Annotated in this window: 12 protein-coding genes; 3 read left to right on the top strand and 9 right to left on the bottom strand. The window is 71.2% G+C overall.

The features are described 5' to 3' along the window. Nucleotides 1-8 precede the first annotated feature (8 nt). Complete coding sequence (locus tag ACWTPI_RS27505) at nt 9-734, bottom strand: response regulator transcription factor (protein WP_454733313.1); 726 nt, start codon at nt 732-734, stop codon at nt 9-11. Between the two features lie 469 nt (nt 735-1203). After that, nucleotides 1204-2229, bottom strand: a complete 1026-nt coding sequence (locus ACWTPI_RS27500) for an aldo/keto reductase (protein ID WP_454733312.1) — start codon at nt 2227-2229, stop codon at nt 1204-1206. Between the two features lie 137 nt (nt 2230-2366). Here ACWTPI_RS27500 and cls point away from each other — a divergent pair, with 137 nt between their 5' ends. After that, on the top strand, nt 2367-3800 hold the full coding sequence (gene cls, locus ACWTPI_RS27495) for a cardiolipin synthase (protein WP_454733311.1): 1434 nt from the start codon (nt 2367-2369) through the stop codon (nt 3798-3800). A 38-nt stretch (nt 3801-3838) separates the two neighbouring features. Here cls and ACWTPI_RS27490 read toward each other — a convergent pair whose 3' ends face one another. From ACWTPI_RS27490 to ACWTPI_RS27480, 3 genes are all read right to left on the bottom strand, one after another. Beyond that, nucleotides 3839-4309, bottom strand: a complete 471-nt coding sequence (locus tag ACWTPI_RS27490) for an ion channel (protein WP_454733310.1) — start codon at nt 4307-4309, stop codon at nt 3839-3841. A 155-nt stretch (nt 4310-4464) separates the two neighbouring features. Beyond that, a complete protein-coding gene (locus ACWTPI_RS27485; protein ID WP_059411627.1) occupies nt 4465-4737 on the bottom strand; it encodes a hypothetical protein in 273 nt (90 codons plus the stop codon). 203 nt (nt 4738-4940) lie between these two features. Next, on the bottom strand, nt 4941-5975 hold the full coding sequence (locus ACWTPI_RS27480; RefSeq protein WP_454733309.1) for a sigma-54 interaction domain-containing protein: 1035 nt from the start codon (nt 5973-5975) through the stop codon (nt 4941-4943). A gap of 267 nt (nt 5976-6242) precedes the next feature. On the opposite strand from ACWTPI_RS27480, the gene ACWTPI_RS27475 reads away from it, so the two are divergent. Then, a complete protein-coding gene (locus ACWTPI_RS27475) occupies nt 6243-7637 on the top strand; it encodes a sigma-54-dependent transcriptional regulator (RefSeq protein ID WP_059411628.1) in 1395 nt (464 codons plus the stop codon). A gap of 81 nt (nt 7638-7718) precedes the next feature. Then, nucleotides 7719-8552, top strand: coding sequence for a sensor histidine kinase (locus tag ACWTPI_RS27470; protein WP_454733308.1), 834 nt, complete (start codon nt 7719-7721; stop codon nt 8550-8552). Nucleotides 8553-8695: 143 nt separating this feature from the next. Here ACWTPI_RS27470 and ACWTPI_RS27465 read toward each other — a convergent pair whose 3' ends face one another. From ACWTPI_RS27465 to ACWTPI_RS27450, 4 genes are all read right to left on the bottom strand, one after another. Then, the gene (locus tag ACWTPI_RS27465; RefSeq protein ID WP_454733307.1) at nt 8696-9424 is read right to left on the bottom strand and encodes an SDR family oxidoreductase; all 729 of its coding nucleotides are present in this window, start codon (nt 9422-9424) and stop codon (nt 8696-8698) included. After that, nucleotides 9421-10392, bottom strand: coding sequence for a Bug family tripartite tricarboxylate transporter substrate binding protein (locus ACWTPI_RS27460; RefSeq protein ID WP_454733306.1), 972 nt, complete (start codon nt 10390-10392; stop codon nt 9421-9423). Before ACWTPI_RS27460 ends, ACWTPI_RS27465 begins: the two co-directional genes overlap by 4 nt. Nucleotides 10393-10663: 271 nt before the next feature. Then, nucleotides 10664-10858: a hypothetical protein gene (locus tag ACWTPI_RS27455; RefSeq protein ID WP_454733305.1), complete on the bottom strand. Its 195-nt coding sequence runs from the start codon at nt 10856-10858 to the stop codon at nt 10664-10666. A gap of 32 nt (nt 10859-10890) precedes the next feature. Further along, nucleotides 10891-12837, bottom strand: coding sequence for a hybrid sensor histidine kinase/response regulator (locus ACWTPI_RS27450; RefSeq protein WP_454733304.1), 1947 nt, complete (start codon nt 12835-12837; stop codon nt 10891-10893). Between the last annotated feature and the right edge of the window lie 562 nt (nt 12838-13399).

The following is a 13399-nucleotide window of genomic DNA, read 5'->3' as shown; positions in this document are numbered from 1 at the left end:
GTGCGCGCCTAGCTCCCGGCGCGCCGGTTGCGCCGGCTGACGCCGGCCGCGGTTTCCTCCAGGCGGTAGCCCTGCCCGTAGACCACCGAGAGGACCACACCGTTGCCGGGGTGCAGCGCCAGCGTGCGGCGCAGGCGCGAGACCAGGTTGGCCAGCGCGCGCGAGCCCGGCGGCAGCGCGTAGCCCCAGATCGCGTGCTCGATCTGCGCGTGCGGCATCACCCGCCCGGCGCCCGAGAACAGCAGCGCGGCGAGATCGAACTCCTTGGGCGTGAGCGCCACGCGCTGGCCGCGGAAGGCGGCACGGCGCGACAGGCAGTCCAGCGTGTAGGGCCCCATCGCGATGGCGGGGCCGGGGGCCGTCTCGCGCGCGCCGGTGCGGCGGCGCAGCGCGTGCAGCCGCGCCACCAGCTCGCGCGCGCGCAGCGGGCGGATCATGTAGTCGTCGGCGCCCGCCTGCAGGGTGTTGACGACCGAGTCTTCGTCGCGCCGGTCGGACAGCACCATCACCGGCAGCTCGCCGCTCCACGCCGCGCGCACCGCGCGCACGGCCTGCACCGCCGGCATGTCGGCCAGCTCGTGGTCGATCAGCAGGACGTCGTAGCGCGAGCGGTCGATGCGCTGGAACAGGTCTCGGCTGGCATGGTACGTGTGGCAATGCATGCCGGCGCGGAGCAGGGAATCCGACAGGGCCTCGGCCTGAACCGAGCGGTCCGCTAGCAGTGCGATCTTCATGGGGGAATGTCCAACTGGCGTTTGGGCAAATGGCGGGCGGGCGCGCGCATCCGCCGCCCGGCCAGACGGGCAGCCATGCGCTGGACCGGGATGGGCTGGGCCTGTCCCGCAAGGCGATGCGGGCAGCATAGTCCGCGCCGGGCCGGATATTGATCGGAGCTGTCCGCAAGCCCAGGCAGAGCATTCCCAAAATACCCGGCGACTCATCCTGTGCGGCGGGCGCGCCGGCGGACGCGGGCGCGCCCGCCGCAGCGCGCATACATGATTTGTCCGAAAGCGCCGCCCGACGTTATCCACAGGATGTGTGGATAAGCGGGGCCCGCGCGGGGCGCGCGGCCAATGGGGGCGGAAGGATGCCGGCCTGCCTAAATCTTGGGCAGTCGCGCGGCGAGGCCGCGCGGGCGCGGCGGCACCCGCCGGGCGGCGGGTGCGGTGGTGGTGCCAGTGCCGGCCGGGGCGGCCGGCAGGGTCAGAACGCCGAGATCGGCCGTCCCGTCAGCGGGTAGTTGGGATCGTTGTAGCCGTGCGTGGAGGCGTGGCCCGGGCGCACCAGGCTGTCCACCAGTGCTTCTTCGTCGGCCGACAGCGCCACGCCCACGGCGCCGAAATAGTCCTCGAACTGCGCCAGCGTGCGCGGCCCGGCGATCACCGAGCTGACGATAGGGTTGGCCAGCACCCAGGCCGTGGCGAACTGCCCGAGCTGGAGCCCGCGGCCCTCGGCATGCTGCTTGAGCGTCTGCGCGATGACCAGCGATTCCTCGCGGAACTCGGTTTCCATCATGCGGCGGTCGGCGCGGCCCGCGCGCGAATCCTGCGGCGGCTGCTGGCCGGGCAGGTACTTGCCGGTGAGTACGCCGCGCGCGATCGGGCTGTAGGGCACCACGCCCAGGCCGAAGTGCTGGCAGGCGGCCAGGATCTCCACTTCCGGCATGCGGTTGAGCAGGTTGTAGTAGGGCTGGCAGACCACCGGGCGCGGCACGCCGAGCCGGTCGCACAGCGCCGCGATCTCGGCGATGCGCCAGCCGCGGAAGTTGGACACGCCCCAGTAGCGGACCTTGCCGGCGCGGATCAGGTCGCCCATCGCGCGCACCGGCTCTTCCAGGTTCTCGCCGGGGAAGTCGCGGTGCAGGTAGAGGATGTCGAGGTAGTCGGTGCCCAGGCGGCGCAGGCTTTCCTCGGACTCGCGCAGGATCCAGGTGCGCGAGTAGTGCGAGCGGTTGGGCGCGGCGTCCATCGGGTTGCCGAGCTTGCTGGCCAGCACCCAGTCGTGGCGGTCGCCGGCCAGCAGGCGGCCGACCATGCGCTCGGAGGCGCCCTTGCTGTAGACGTCGGCGGTGTCGATGAAGTTGACGCCATGCGCGCGCGCGCTGTCGACGATGCGGCCGGCTTCGGCCTCGTCGGTCTGGTCGGCGAACATCATGGTGCCCAGGCACAGGGCCGATACCTTCAGGTTGCTGGCGCCCAGGCGCCGGTATTCCATCTTGAACTCTGACATTGCGGTCTTCCTTGACGATGCGGTACTGCGGCGGAACGAAAAGCGCTACAGCTTAACGCTAGTCGCGAAATTCTGCCGGGCCTATGCCAGAATGGCGGGCATTGCGATCCGCCGCCGCCAGGCGCTCTCCGACGGCCATGCCGAGTCCTTCCCTGATTGCCGTGATCGTGCTGGCCTTCCATGCGCTCGGCGTGCTCGCGGCCCTGCATGCGGTGATGACGGTGCGCACGGCGCCCGGCGCCATCGCGTGGGCCGGCTCGCTGGTGATGATGCCGTACTTCACGCTGGTGCCTTACCTGATCCTGGGCAGCAGCAACTTCGCCGGCTACGTCAACGCGCGCCGCTTCAACAACGACCGCCTGCGCGAGGTCACGCACGACATGGACCCCGGCGAGCGCGCCGCGCGCGACGCCTGCGTGGTGCACGCGCCCGAGCAGGCCTGCCTGCGCGCCTTGCCGCGCCTGACCGGCATGCCGTGCCTGGCCAACAACGCGGTGCGCCTGCTGGTCGACGGCGAGGACACCTTCGCGGCGATCTTCGCGGCCATCGCCGCCGCGCGCCAGGTGGTGATTGTGCAGTTCTTCATCGTCCACGACGACGCGCTCGGCCGGCGCCTGCAGGACCTGCTGTGCGAGCGCGCCGCGGCCGGCGTGAAGGTCTATTTCCTCTACGACAGCATCGGCTCGCACGCGCTGCCCGGGCACTACGTCAAGCGGCTGCTGGCCGGCGGCGTGGAGGCGCGCGCGTTCGCCACGCGGCGCGGCTTCGTCAACCGCTTCCAGCTCAATTTCCGCAACCACCGCAAGCTGGTGATCGTCGACGGCGCCCGCGCGTTTACCGGCGGCCACAACGTCGGCAACGAATACCTGGGCCTGAAGCCGCCGCTGGCGCCGTGGCGCGACACCCATATCGAGATCCGCGGCAGCGCGGTGCTGGACCTGCAGATGGTGTTCGCCGAGGACTGGTACTGGGCCGCGCGCGAGGTGCCGCTGCTGCTGCCGCCGCCGGCCGCGGCCGCCGGCGGCATGACCTGCCAGGTGGTGCCGTCCGGTCCGGCCGACGCGCAGGAGACCTGCTCGCTGTTCTTCGTCGAGGCGATCCAGTCGGCGCGCTGGCGCCTGTGGATCACCAGCCCGTACTTCGTGCCCGACGAGGCCGTGTTCGCGGTGCTGCGGCTGGCCGTGCTGCGCGGCGTGGACGTGCGCATCCTGCTGCCGGCGCGCCCGGACCACCTGGTGGTGTTCGCCGCCTCCACGCTGTACGCCTACCAGGCCGTGCGCGCGGGCGTGAAGATCTACCGCTATCAGCCGGGTTTCCTGCACCAGAAGGTGATCCTGATCGACGACGAGGCCGCCGCGGTGGGCAGCGCCAACCTGGACAACCGCTCGTTCCGCCTGAACTTCGAGCTGATGGTGATGACCGCGGACCGCGGCTTCGCCGCCGGCGTGGCCGCCATGCTCGAGGCGGATTTCGCCCAGGCGCGCCGCATCGGGCCCGACGAATACCTGGGCGGGTCGCGCCTGCGGCGCGTGGCCATGCACGTGGCCACGCTGTTCGCGCCGATCCTGTAGCGCCGCCGCAGCACCGTCGCGCGGCGAGCGGCGGGCGCTCAGAGGTCGCCCTGCGTCGCCTGCGAGGCCACGGCGGTAGGCCAGTCGCGGCGCATGATGATGTAGGTGAAGGAGGTCGACCAGCCGATCAGGATCAGGCCCACCAGCGGCTCGATGCTGGCGATCAGCCGCGTCGCGCCGATCGGCGATATGTCGCCCAGGCTCTGCGTGGTGTAGGTCTCCAGCGAGAAGTAGATGTAGGTGATGGGCTGGACCGGCTGCGGCCCGCCCAGCCCGCCGAGGCCGAGCACGTGGCCGGCCACCCAGTAGCCCGCGCCGAACACGATGGCTTCCAGGCAGTGGGCCACGATGATGCACAGGATCAGCACGCCCACGTTGACGCGCCCCGACCAGCGGTGCGGGCTCATCGCCGAGAGCAGCCGCAGGGCCTCGTAGTGGATGACGACCACCATCACCGTGAGCACGCTGGCGCAGAGCAGCGCCAGAAGATCGTGGGTGCTGAATTGCATCGGTCTGTCCTCGCGTTGCCAGTAGGCATAGTGACCGCCGCCGCGCCCGGTGCGTTCCGCCCGCGCGCGTATCCGTGCCGTCACGGACTGTCTGGAATGTAACGGCGGATCACGAGGATTGCCAGTACGCCGCATGGCGCGGCGCCGGACCGTGGCTAGTCGAACTCCACGTAGATCTCGCCGCGCGGGCCGTCATAGCCCAGGCGCGGCAGCTTGCCGTGCTCGCGGCTGGTGCGCGCCAGCGCGCGCAGCTCGGCCTGGCGGGCGGGCTCGCGCAGGTTGCGGCGCGCGCCGGTGCTGATCTCGGTCGGGCCGCACTGGGGGTTGCGGCAGCCGTACAGCACCCATTGCCCGTAACTGCCGCGGCGGATGCGGGTTTCTGCCGGCATGCCGCAGAGGGGGCAGGTATCTTGTTGTTTTGGGGTCATTGCGGGGGTTCCGCGCGCCGGGCGCATTGGCTCGATGGCATGGAATCCTGAGTCTGCGCAGTTCGGCGCCGCATTGCTTCCCCCCTGGCGAGGGGGGTGGTTTCGGGTGCGCGCCGCGCGCAGGACGCCGCCGGACGGGAAGGGCGGTCCGGGAAGATGCGAACGAGGCGACGCATGCGACCCGCCGGCCTCGGCGTGCGGCTTCAGCCGGCGCGGTAGCTGTCCAGGCGGTTGTAGAGCGTCTTGAGGCTGATGCCGAGCGACCGCGCCGCCTGGCGTTTGTCGCCCTCGTGGCGGGCCAGCGTGGCGAGGATGATCTCGCGCTGGGCGTCGGCCAGCGAGGTGCCGATGCGCACGTTGACCACGCCGTCCAGCGTGGACGGGCGCGGCGGCTGGCTGGCGATGTTCGGGTTGGCGATGTCGATCACGCGGTCGGCCAGGATGAAGGCCCGGTACACCGTGTTCTTGAGCTCGCGCACGTTGCCGGGCCAGCCGTAATGGCGCAGGCGCTCCACCGCGGTGGCGGAGAAGGTCTTGTCGGTGCCTTCGATGGCGTTGAACTCGGCCAGGAAGTGCCGGGCCAGCAGGGCGATGTCCTCGCCGCGCTCGCGCAGCGGCGGGATGTGCAGCGGGAACACGGCCAGCCGGTAGAGCAGGTCCTCGCGCAGCCGGCCGTCGCGCACGGCTTCGACGGGATCGCGGTTGGTGGCGGCGAGGATGCGCACGTCGCACGCGATCTGGGTGTCGCCGCCGACACGGTGGAAGGTGCGGGTCTCCAGCACGCGCAGCAGCTTGATCTGCATGTCGGGTGCCATTTCCGTGACTTCGTCGAGGAACAGCGTGCCGCCGCGCGCCTGCTCGAAATAACCGGCCTTCTGCTGCACGGCGCCGGTGAAGCCGCCTTTCTCGTGGCCGAACAGCTCGGACTCGATCAGCGCGGCCGGGATCGCGCCGCAGTTGACCGCCACGAACGGGCCGCCGCGGCGCGCGCCGCGCTCGTGCACGGCGCGCGCCACCAGTTCCTTGCCGGTGCCGCTTTCGCCCACCGCCAGCATGGTCACTTCGGTGGCGGCCACGCGTTCGATCTGGGCCAGCAGGCGCCGCATGGCCGGCGACGCGCTCTGCCACAGCAGCGCCGCCGGCCCCGGGACCGCGACGCGCGGCCCGCCGTCCACCGGCGGTGCCGGGGCACGGTCGGGGACGGGGGCGGCGGAAGTGTCGGGCTGGCTGCTTGGCATCGGCGGGGGCAGGGCGGCAATCTGGCCCAATGCTATCGCTTGCGGAAGCCCGAGGCCACCCTTTTGCGGCCAGAGTGCGAACTTGTTCGTCAAGGCGTGGCGTTGTCAGACAGACACCGGCATCGCCGCCCGCCGCCCCCGCATAGAATGGTTCATACCCCGGTTTTCCCCCTTGGCGCCGTGACCTGCTCCGGCCCGGCCGCCGCCGTGCCGGCGGCGCCTCCCGGCGGCAGCCGCGCGCTGGCCGATGGCTCCCCTACGGACGATATGCCCCACATCCTGATCGTCGACGACGACGAAAACACCTGTGCCGCGCTGTCGGAAATCGTGGCGGCCGAGGGCTTCACCTCCGCCACCGCCGGCGACCTGCGCGAAGCCTGCCTGCAGGTCGGCTGGCAGATGCCCGACGCGGTGCTGGCCGACCTCAAGCTGCCCGACGGCAGCGGCATGGACCTGTTCGGCGAAGTCGGCACCGCCGGCGTGGAAGTGATCCTGATGACCGGCTACGCCAGCGTGGAGTCCGCCGTGGACGCGCTGCGCCTGGGCGCCACCGACTACCTCGTCAAGCCGATCAACGTCACGCGCCTGCGCACCATCCTCAAGCGCATCGCCACCACCGGCGACCTCAAGGCGGAGATCCACTCGCTGCGCGGCGAGCTGCGCCGCTATGGCCGCTTCGGCCGGCTGCTGGGCAGCTCGGAGGCGATGCAGGTGGTCTACGACCAGTTGAGCCGGGTCGCGCCGACCGAGGCCACCGTGCTGCTGGTCGGCGAAAGCGGCACCGGCAAGGAACTCGCCGCGCAGACCCTGCACGAACTCTCGGCGCGCCGGCGCCAGCCGTTCCTCGCGGTCAACTGCGGCGCGATCTCGCCCACGCTGATCGAGTCCGAGATGTTCGGCCACGAGCGCGGCAGCTTCACCGGCGCCGAGCGCCAGCACAAAGGCTATTTCGAGCGCGCCAACGGCGGCACGCTGTTCCTCGACGAAATCACCGAGATGCCGGTGGAGCTGCAGGTCAAGCTGCTGCGCGTGCTGGAGTCCGGCGCGTTCATGCGGGTCGGCACCCACCGCGAGCTGCATGCCGACGTGCGCGTGGTGGCCGCCACCAACCGCAATCCCGAGGAAGCGGTGGCCGAAGGCAAGCTGCGCGCCGACCTCTACCACCGCCTCAACGTGTTCCCGGTCGAGCTGCCGCCGCTGCGCGCGCGCGGCGACGACGTGGTGCAGATCGCCAACACGCTGCTCGCGCAGATGAACGGCGAGCACGGCACGCAGCGCCGCTTCGCGCCCGAGCTGCTCGACAGCCTGCTGCTGCATGCGTGGCCCGGCAACGTGCGCGAGCTGCGCAACTTCGTGCAGCGCGCCTACATCATGGCCGACCACGACCTGATCGCCGACGCCCACGTGCCGCTGCAGATGGCGGCCACCACCTCGTCGGCCACGGCGATGGTGTCGGTGCCGGTCGGCATGTCGCTGGCCGAGGCGGACCGCCAGCTGATCTTCGCCACGCTGGAGCAATGCGCGGGCGTGAAGAAGCATGCCGCCGAGATCCTCGGCATCAGCCTGAAGACCCTCTACAACCGGCTGGAAGAATACGCCGCGCGCGGCGAGCTGCCCGAATCGCTGCGCGCCAACGGCAGCGGTGCGGTGCCGCCGGGCTAGTGCTGCTGCGGTAATGCGGACGCAGGCGGCATGCTTATTGCGTGATGGCAAGGGGGCGGGCATGCAGCCCGGAAAACATCGATGTCGCAACCGCATTCTCCTTCCGACGGCGCCCGGGGCAACGACGGCGATGCGCCCGCGCACACGCACACGCCCGGTGAGGTCAGCAGCAGCGCCGAGGTGGCCGGCCTGATCGGACAGGTCGCGCACGACCTGCGCTCCGCGCTCAACGGCGTGCAGAGCTGGGCCTACGTGCTCGACCACACGCTGGACACGCCGCCGGCCAGTGCGCAGCGGGCGCTGGCCGGCATCCGCACCGGCATGCAGCAGCAGGTCGCGCTGATCGAGCACATGGAAGAAGCCGTGGCGCTGCTGGCCGATGAAAGCGCGCCGCAGTGGCAGCGCACCGACCTGGACGCGGCGCTGCGCGCGGCCATCGAGGCGGTGCGCCCGTTCGCGCAGACGCGCGGCGTGGACTTGCCCGATCCGCCCGGGGCAGCGCCCGCATCCGCGTCGGCATCCGCGCCGGTGGCCATCGACGCCGACCCGCGCCGCCTGCCGCCGCTGCTGCGGCACCTGCTGATCCACTGCGTCCGCCACGCGCGCACCGGCGATGCCGTCGAGGCCGCGCTCCATGCCGGAGCGGACCACGTCACGCTGCGCATCACCGAGAGCCGCCTGTCCAGCGAAACCCGCCGGCACGAGCGCATTGCCGTGCTGTCGGATTTCTTCCTGCGGCGCCCGCCGCCCGAAGGCGGCGCGGCGCGCGCGCGCCAGGGCACCGCGCTGATGCTGGTGCGGCGGCTGGTGGAAACCCACGGCGCGCGCATCGAGGCCGAAGGGGCGGGCGGCGGCCCGGACACCGGTTCGGTGTGTATCGCCGTGTGCTTTCCGGTGCAGGCGCCGCGCGCCTGAGCGGGCGCCGCGACCCCGTAGTTTTTACCGGCCGCGGCATAAACTGCACGGCGCCGCGCGGGCGCATGCGGCCGTTCGACATCCCGCTCGCCGCAGGCGGGAGCGGGGAGGAAACCGAGGCGTCTACCGTGCCCCGATCTCTTTCACGCCGACGGCCGTCCGCCCAGGCTCCCGCCGCCATCGACGGCAATGACCTGCCCGGTCACGTAGGCCGCCGCCGGCGACAGCAGGAACGCGATCACCGACGCCACCTCTTCCGGCTGGCCGATCCGTCCCATTGGGATGGAGGCCAGCATGCGCCGCTCCTCCTCGCTGCCGGACTGGCTTTTCTGCCGGAACAGCGCGGTCTCGGTCGGCCCGGGCGAGACCGCGTTCGAGGTGACGTTGAAGCGGGCGAACTCCAGCGCCCACGTGCGCGTGCATCCGACCAGCGCGCTCTTGGCCGCGGAATAGGCGGTCCTGTCCGCCGCGCCGCGGATGGCGCGGCTGCAGACGTTGACGATGCGCCCGCCGTTTGCCTCGAGCAGCGACGGCAGGCAGGCCTGCGTGACCTGGACGGCGGCGCGCAGGTTGGTGTCGAGCACCGTGGCCAGGCTGGAGAAGTCGAGCGTGGCCAGGCTCTGGGGCAGGGCGATGCCGGCGTTGTTGACCACGCCGGTGATGAAATGCCTGCGGTTGACGGCCGCCAGGACTTCCGCCGTGGCGGCGAGATCGGCAAGGTCGCAGGACCAGAAATCGCCGGGGAAATCCTTCGGCCGGGTGCGCGCGAGTCCGACGACTTGCTGCCCGCCCGCCGCCAGCATGTGGCTGAGGGCCAGGCCGATTCCCTTGGATGCGCCGGTGACGAGTATGGCTCGGGGGCGGGTTGTCATCGTGGTGCTTCCTCTCTTGGCAGGTTGGCGCGCTGGATGGCTTCTCCCCATTCGACCCGGCGCTTTCTCAGGTAGTTGTCCATGTCGGCGCCGTTCGCGCAGAGCGCGTCGGTGCCGCGGGTTTCCAGGACGTCGCGGAATTCCTTGTTCTTGCAGATGTCGAGCAGCGCGGCCTCCAGTCTGGCCATGACCGGCTTCGGCGTTCCCCTGGGCGCCGCCAGGCCGACCCACGAATCGGCATCGATGGAATGGAAGCCGAGTTCCTTGAGGGTCGGAACCTCCGGGGTGTGCGGCCAGCGCGCGGGGCTCGCCGAGGCAAGCAGGCGCATCTTGCCGTCCTTCAGGTAGGGCACGATGTCCGGCGGGTTGCTGACGATCACCGCGACCTGGCCGCTGAGCAGGGCGTTCGATACCTCGGGGGCGGACTTGTAGGCAACGACCTCGAAGTGCGTGCCGAAGCGGTGGTTCATGTCGGCCAGGATCAGCGTGTTGAGCGCGGAGGACGAACCCATGAACACCCCGGGCCCGCTCTTGGCGGCCGCGATCAGTTGATCCATGGTCTTGTACGCCGACTTGCCCTGCACGGCGACGCCGTAGCGCGGCATCGCGAACGCGCCGGCATAGGCGAAGTCGTCGATCGTGAAGTTCACCGCCATCAGGTGCGGCAGCACGGCCATCGACGATCCGGTGACGATCGTCAGGTTGTATCCGTCGGGCGCCTGGCGCCTGGCCAGGTCCAGGGCCAGCGCGCCCTGCGCGCCGGGCCGGTTCATGATGACGACGGGCTGGCCGAGCGCCGTCTCGAGGCGCTGGGCGAAAGCGCGCGCGAGCAGGTCGATGTAGCCGCCGGCGCCATACATGACGGTCAGCGTCACGGGGCGGGCCGGCCACGCCTGCTGCGCCATCGCCGGCGCGGTCATCGACATCAGGATCGCTGCGAGGGCAGCCAGAAATCGCTTGCGGTTCATCCGGGGTTGTCTCCATGTCCCCACCTGTGTGAAACGGCGGTGTTTGTGTTTGTTGTTGGCGAGGTCTGCACCGTGGGCAAAACGGTGTCGCGTGGAGTATAGAGGCCGACCCTGTTTTGATCAATAAGATTATCAATAATAATATCTTATGGTTTGGAGCCGAGATCGCAGCCCCGGGGCGGGCAGCTTCGGGGGCAACGGGACGCATCGGTCCACGGCCGGTCCCGCCATGCGGCGCCGGCGGAAAGGCGGGATGGCAGGGAGACAGTCCTTACCCGCGCAGGCGCAAGGCCCGCCGTTCCTGCGCGGACCGCGCCCGCTGCGGCGGAGGCGGCGGCAGGTCGCCCGGCGGCGGGTCGCTGACCGGTGCCGGCGGGTCGGGGTCCGGCACCTCGGGCGGCGGGATCTCCGGCGCAGGCGGCGCGGGATCGGGTTCGGGCGTGATGTGGAGGCGCTGTGCCGTCATCGTTCTCTCCAGGTTCGTCGGCGGGGCCGCGCTCAGGCGGCCTCGTCCAGTTCTTCGAGGATCTTCGCCAGCGCTTCCAGGTCGACCGGCTTGACCAGATGGCGGTCGAAACCGGCCGCGCTGGTGCGCCGCAGGTCCGCCGGCTGGCTGTAGCCGGTCAGCGCCACCAGGCGCACGCGCCGCAGTTCGGGGATGGCGCGCAGCCGCCGCGCGATCTCGAAGCCGTCCATCGCCGGCATGCCGAGGTCCAGCAGGATCACGTCGGGCTGCGCCTTGACCGCGCGCACGATGGCGGCGGGGCCGTCGATGGCCGTCACCACGGTATGGCCCATCGCTTCGAGCGTGAGGGCCATCGCCTCGAGCGCGTCGATGTTGTCGTCCACCACCATCACCGTGCGCGGCGTGCCGGGCCGGGGACGCGGCCGGCCGGCTTCCGGCTGCCAGCTCTGCCAGGGCTGGGCCGGCAGCGTGACCGCGAAGGTGCAGCCCAGCGCGGCGCCGGCGCTCTGCGCATGCACCTCGCCGCCGTGCAGCTTGACCAGCTTCTGCACCAGCGACAGGCCGATGCCCATGCCTTCCTGGCCGCCCGCCGCGGCGGGCTTGTCGCCGTGATGCGCGGTGGCGGGGTCGAAGATGTCCAGCAGGGCCTGCGGCGAGAGGCCGGGGCCGTTGTCCCGCACCTTGATGGTGAGCAGCTTGCCGTCGCTGGCGACTTCGATCGCCAGCTGGCCGCCGGGCTGGGTGTAGCGCGCGGCGTTGTGCAGCAGGTTGCTGAAGATCTGCGTCAGCCGCACCAGGTCGCCGCGCACCGGCATCGGTCCCTCGGGCACGCTCAGGCGCAGCGTGTGGCCGCGCGAATCGATCAGCGGGCGCACGGCTTCCACCGCGGTGCCGAGCGCGGTGCGCAGCTCCACCACGTCGTCGCGCAGCACGATGCGGCCCTGCGTGAAGCGCGAGATGTCGAGCAGGTCGTCCACCAGCCGCGTGAGGTGGTGCAACTGGCGGGCGATGATGTCGCGCGCCTTGAAGGTGTCCTCGCGCGTCGGCGCGCAGCGCATCAGCAGGTCGGCCGCGCTGCGCATCGGCGCGAGCGGGTTGCGCAGCTCGTGGGCGAGCATGGCGAGGAAATCGTCCTTGCGCCGGTCTTCTTCCAGCAGCATGCGCTCGGCGCGCTTTTGCCGCGTGATGTCCTGGTAGATGCCGGCCACGCGGTAGAACCTGCCGGCCGCGTCGGAGACCGGAAACGCGCGCGCGCGCACCTCGCGCGTCTCGCCGTCGCCGCGCACGAGCTGGAACTCGGCGTCCATGTGGCCGCTTGCCATCATCGTGTCGAGCGCGGCGGCCATGCGCGCGCGCTCGGCGGGTGCCACCCAGTCCAGCCAGCGGCCGGGATTGTGCCTGAACTCGTCGAGCGGCCGGTCCCACAACCGGGTGAAGGCGGGGCTGACGAACAGGAACTCGCCGCCGGCGGGATCGAGTATCCACAGCACGTCGGACAGGTTCTCGGCAAGCTGGCGCAGCAGTTCCTCGCTCTCGCGCAGCGCCTGCGAGGTGTGGCGCGCGGATTCCTCGGCGCGGCGCATGCGCAGCAGCGCGTTGATGCTGGAGACCAGCTCCTCGGCTTCCACCGGCTCGATCAGGAAGCTGTCCGCGCCGCCGTCGAGCGCCTGCACGCGGTGGCGCGACTCGGTCAGCGCGGCCGAGGTCTGCAGCACCAGCGTGCCGGCGGTGCCGGGGTCGCTCTTGATCAGGCGGCACACTTCGAGGCCGTCGATGTCGGGCAGCTTGACGTCGAGCAGCACCAGGTCCGGCGCGTGCTGGCGCACCAGCGACAGCGCGGCGTGCCCGCTGGCCGCCTCCAGCACGGCGAAGCCCGCGCGCTGCAGGATGCGGCCCTTGACGTAGCGCGGCCCGTCGCTGTCGTCGACGTTGAGGATCAGGGGCCGCGCGGCGGCGTGGGGGCGTGATGATGTGTTCATGGCGTGTTCATGGCGAACTCAGCGATAGCGGGCATCGGATGGCGCGGCCGGACCGTCCCGTTCTGCCGGCAACGGGTCCGTCTCGTTTGTAAGAACTACCGGGAAGCCCGGACCTTGACCGGTAGCTTCTGCATGCGGCGTGGGCGCCACGGTTTCCCCCCCTCGGATGCCGGTCCCGGCGATGGCCGCCGGCCGGCAACGGTTTGCGGCGGCGGGCGCGGCCGGGCCGGTTTTCCCGCCGGCGCGGCGCGCGGCCCGCACCGGGGACGAGGGGCAAGAGCCGTGCCCGTGGGCGGGACCGTGGCCGCGGCGCAGTCCCGCGCGGGCGGGCCGCGCATCGTCCCGGTCCGGCAACGGACGGGCGCCGGCATGCTTGCCGCGGCGTGCGGGAAAGTGAAACCGGCCAGACTTCCGGCTCGTTCCGCGCCGTGCTGGCGGACCGCCGGACGCCGGTGCCGGCCGCGGCTCTCCAGCGATGGGAGCGCGCTCGTGCTACCTTAGCGGGCTGGATGCTGCCAAAGCGCGCCGCCTTGCCCTGCCAGGCCAGCACCGGCGCCAATAC

It is taken from the genome of Cupriavidus ulmosensis (assembly GCF_977008105.1).
This window is presented reverse-complemented; position numbering and strand designations above follow the sequence as displayed.

Coding starts and splice junctions, on each gene's coding strand:
- ACWTPI_RS27505 (WP_454733313.1), bottom strand. CDS start 734: ATGAAGATCGCACTGCTAGCGGACCGCTCGGTTCAGGCCGAGGCCCTG.
- ACWTPI_RS27500 (WP_454733312.1), bottom strand. CDS start 2,229: ATGTCAGAGTTCAAGATGGAATACCGGCGCCTGGGCGCCAGCAACCTG.
- cls (WP_454733311.1), top strand. CDS start 2,367: ATGCCGAGTCCTTCCCTGATTGCCGTGATCGTGCTGGCCTTCCATGCG.
- ACWTPI_RS27490 (WP_454733310.1), bottom strand. CDS start 4,309: ATGCAATTCAGCACCCACGATCTTCTGGCGCTGCTCTGCGCCAGCGTG.
- ACWTPI_RS27485 (WP_059411627.1), bottom strand. CDS start 4,737: ATGACCCCAAAACAACAAGATACCTGCCCCCTCTGCGGCATGCCGGCA.
- ACWTPI_RS27480 (WP_454733309.1), bottom strand. CDS start 5,975: ATGCCAAGCAGCCAGCCCGACACTTCCGCCGCCCCCGTCCCCGACCGT.
- ACWTPI_RS27475 (WP_059411628.1), top strand. CDS start 6,243: ATGCCCCACATCCTGATCGTCGACGACGACGAAAACACCTGTGCCGCG.
- ACWTPI_RS27470 (WP_454733308.1), top strand. CDS start 7,719: ATGTCGCAACCGCATTCTCCTTCCGACGGCGCCCGGGGCAACGACGGC.
- ACWTPI_RS27465 (WP_454733307.1), bottom strand. CDS start 9,424: ATGACAACCCGCCCCCGAGCCATACTCGTCACCGGCGCATCCAAGGGA.
- ACWTPI_RS27460 (WP_454733306.1), bottom strand. CDS start 10,392: ATGAACCGCAAGCGATTTCTGGCTGCCCTCGCAGCGATCCTGATGTCG.
- ACWTPI_RS27455 (WP_454733305.1), bottom strand. CDS start 10,858: ATGACGGCACAGCGCCTCCACATCACGCCCGAACCCGATCCCGCGCCG.
- ACWTPI_RS27450 (WP_454733304.1), bottom strand. CDS start 12,837: ATGAACACATCATCACGCCCCCACGCCGCCGCGCGGCCCCTGATCCTC.